We start from the raw sequence: 3,100 nt of genomic DNA, 5'->3' as shown, positions 1-3,100 counted from the left end.
TTTGTGAGCGTCGAACTTTCGGTTCATTTTCGTCTTCACACACCGCAATCTGATGCTCGTTAGAGTAGTCAAATTGCTTGGGTGTTATATGGTCAAGCCTCACGGGCAATTAGTATTGGTTAGCTCAACGCCTCACAGCGCTTACACACCCAACCTATCAACGTCGTAGTCTTCGACGGCCCTTCAGGGGACTCAAGGTCCCAGTGAGATCTCATCTTGAGGCTAGTTTCCCGCTTAGATGCTTTCAGCGGTTATCTATTCCGAACATAGCTACCCGGCAATGCCACTGGCGTGACAACCGGAACACCAGAGGTTCGTCCACTCCGGTCCTCTCGTACTAGGAGCAGCCCCTCTCAAATCTCAAACGTCCACGGCAGATAGGGACCGAACTGTCTCACGACGTTCTAAACCCAGCTCGCGTACCACTTTAAATGGCGAACAGCCATACCCTTGGGACCGGCTTCAGCCCCAGGATGTGATGAGCCGACATCGAGGTGCCAAACACCGCCGTCGATATGAACTCTTGGGCGGTATCAGCCTGTTATCCCCGGAGTACCTTTTATCCGTTGAGCGATGGCCCTTCCATACAGAACCACCGGATCACTAAGACCTACTTTCGTACCTGCTCGACGTGTCTGTCTCGCAGTCAAGCGCGCTTTTGCCTTTATACTCTACGACCGATTTCCGACCGGTCTGAGCGCACCTTCGTACTCCTCCGTTACTCTTTAGGAGGAGACCGCCCCAGTCAAACTACCCACCATACACTGTCCTCGATCCGGATAACGGACCTGAGTTAGAACCTCAAAGTTGCCAGGGTGGTATTTCAAGGTTGGCTCCACGCAGACTGGCGTCCACGCTTCAAAGCCTCCCACCTATCCTACACAAGCAAATTCAAAGTCCAGTGCAAAGCTATAGTAAAGGTTCACGGGGTCTTTCCGTCTAGCCGCGGATACACTGCATCTTCACAGCGATTTCAATTTCACTGAGTCTCGGGTGGAGACAGCGCCGCCATCGTTACGCCATTCGTGCAGGTCGGAACTTACCCGACAAGGAATTTCGCTACCTTAGGACCGTTATAGTTACGGCCGCCGTTTACCGGGGCTTCGATCAAGAGCTTCGCGTTAGCTAACCCCATCAATTAACCTTCCGGCACCGGGCAGGCGTCACACCCTATACGTCCACTTTCGTGTTTGCAGAGTGCTGTGTTTTTAATAAACAGTCGCAGCGGCCTGGTATCTTCGACCGGCATGAGCTTACGGAGCAAGTCCTTCACCCTCACCGGCGCACCTTCTCCCGAAGTTACGGTGCCATTTTGCCTAGTTCCTTCACCCGAGTTCTCTCAAGCGCCTTGGTATTCTCTACCCAACCACCTGTGTCGGTTTGGGGTACGGTTCCTGGTTACCTGAAGCTTAGAAGCTTTTCTTGGAAGCATGGCATCAACCACTTCGTCATCTAAAAGATGACTCGTCATCAGCTCTCGGCCTTAGAATCCCGGATTTACCTAAGATTCCAGCCTACCACCTTAAACTTGGACAACCAACGCCAAGCTGGCCTAGCCTTCTCCGTCCCTCCATCGCAATAACCAGAAGTACAGGAATATTAACCTGTTTTCCATCGACTACGCTTTTCAGCCTCGCCTTAGGGACCGACTAACCCTGCGTCGATTAACGTTGCGCAGGAAACCTTGGTCTTTCGGCGTGGGTGTTTTTCACACCCATTGTCGTTACTCATGTCAGCATTCGCACTTCTGATACCTCCAGCAAGCTTCTCAACTCACCTTCACAGGCTTACAGAACGCTCCTCTACCGCATCACTTACGTGATACCCGTAGCTTCGGTGTATGGTTTGAGCCCCGTTACATCTTCCGCGCAGGCCGACTCGACTAGTGAGCTATTACGCTTTCTTTAAAGGGTGGCTGCTTCTAAGCCAACCTCCTAGCTGTCTAAGCCTTCCCACATCGTTTCCCACTTAACCATAACTTTGGGACCTTAGCTGACGGTCTGGGTTGTTTCCCTTTTCACGACGGACGTTAGCACCCGCCGTGTGTCTCCCATGCTCGGCACTTGTAGGTATTCGGAGTTTGCATCGGTTTGGTAAGTCGGGATGACCCCCTAGCCGAAACAGTGCTCTACCCCCTACAGTGATACATGAGGCGCTACCTAAATAGCTTTCGAGGAGAACCAGCTATCTCCGAGCTTGATTAGCCTTTCACTCCGATCCACAGGTCATCCGCTAACTTTTCAACGGTAGTCGGTTCGGTCCTCCAGTTAGTGTTACCCAACCTTCAACCTGCCCATGGATAGATCGCCCGGTTTCGGGTCTATTCCCAGCGACTAGACGCCCTATTAAGACTCGCTTTCGCTACGCCTCCCCTATTCGGTTAAGCTCGCCACTGAAAATAAGTCGCTGACCCATTATACAAAAGGTACGCAGTCACCCAACAAAGTGGGCTCCCACTGCTTGTACGCATACGGTTTCAGGATCTATTTCACTCCCCTCTCCGGGGTTCTTTTCGCCTTTCCCTCACGGTACTAGTTCACTATCGGTCAGTCAGTAGTATTTAGCCTTGGAGGATGGTCCCCCCATATTCAGACAAAGTTTCTCGTGCTCCGTCCTACTCGATTTCATGACTAAGAGATTTTCGCGTACAGGGCTATCACCCACTATGGCCGCACTTTCCAGAGCGTTCCGCTAATCTCAAAGCCACTTAAGGGCTAGTCCCCGTTCGCTCGCCACTACTAAGGGAATCTCGGTTGATTTCTTTTCCTCAGGGTACTTAGATGTTTCAGTTCCCCTGGTTCGCCTCTTGCACCTATGTATTCAGTACAAGATAACCATCTTATGATGGCTGGGTTCCCCCATTCAGACATCTCCGGATCAAAGTCTGTTTGCCGACTCCCCGAAGCTTTTCGCAGGCTACCACGTCTTTCATCGCCTCTGACTGCCAAGGCATCCACCGTATGCGCTTCTTCACTTGACCATATAACCCCAAGCAATCTGGTTATACTGTGAAGACGACATTCGCCGAAAATTCGAATTTCTCAATTAAGAGAACTCACAAATTTTACCTTAGCCTGATCCGTTACCAGTGAAAGTAACG

At 51.3% G+C, this 3,100-nt stretch carries 1 rRNA gene; it reads right to left on the bottom strand.

The annotated features are described in order from the left end of the window. Positions 1 to 88: 88 nt before the first annotated feature. A 23S ribosomal RNA gene (locus tag TU73_RS27805) occupies positions 89 to 2,980 on the bottom strand. Positions 2,981 to 3,100: the final 120 nt, after the last annotated feature.

The sequence above is a fragment of the Pseudomonas libanensis genome (assembly GCF_001439685.1).
GTDB lineage: Bacteria > Pseudomonadota > Gammaproteobacteria > Pseudomonadales > Pseudomonadaceae > Aquipseudomonas > Aquipseudomonas libanensis.
The sequence above is the reverse complement of the archived record's forward strand: the minus strand, read 5'-3'. Positions and strand labels throughout refer to the sequence as shown.